This window comes from Salinisphaera sp. SWV1 (genome assembly GCF_052044155.1).
Lineage (GTDB): Bacteria > Pseudomonadota > Gammaproteobacteria > Nevskiales > Salinisphaeraceae > Salinisphaera.
The window spans coordinates 1-527 of sequence record NZ_JBQDYE010000183.1 but is presented as its reverse complement, the minus strand read 5'-3'; the positions used below and the strand labels follow the sequence as shown (position 1 = coordinate 527).

The 527-nt window shown below is 66.0% G+C and carries 1 pseudogene; it reads right to left on the bottom strand.

The features are described 5' to 3' along the window. Window positions 1–527, bottom strand: a pseudogene (locus tag ACS8YF_RS20150) (hypothetical protein); the annotation flags it as partial.

Genomic DNA, 527 nt, shown 5'->3' with positions numbered 1-527 from the left:
GGCGCGATCGCCCGAGCGCGTTCGCGGATAGCCGGCCATTCGGCTTCGCCCCGAAGGGTCGCCCGGCGCGCCAGAAAACGCTCTACCCCGTCGGCGCCGACACTTCGCGCAATGACGTGACGGGTCCGCGATGGCAGCAGATTTTCCAGCAGGAACCGTTCGACGCTGGCGGCATACAAAGAGTCGCCCATGCGCATATCATCGGGCAGCGCCCCATGGCCGGCGATCGTCCGGAATGCCAGGCCGGGAAGGGTCCGGCTCGCGGCGTCATGGGTGATAAAAAGCGCATCCCGTGTCCTCAAGCTGCCCTCGAGGGCGGTGCGATAGCCTACGACCCCGCCGGGGTACAGCAGGCCGGCAATCTCATACGCATGCCGCCGAACCACAACGCTTAAAGGCTCATCAAGATACGCGGTATAGAGGGCAGTCGTGATCTCCCGCAGCCGGCCTTGGCGAGCCGCGCGCGAGACACGTTGGCGCGTGGCGGCGTCTGCGCCAACCGTCGAAACGAAGGCTGGAAATGCGGT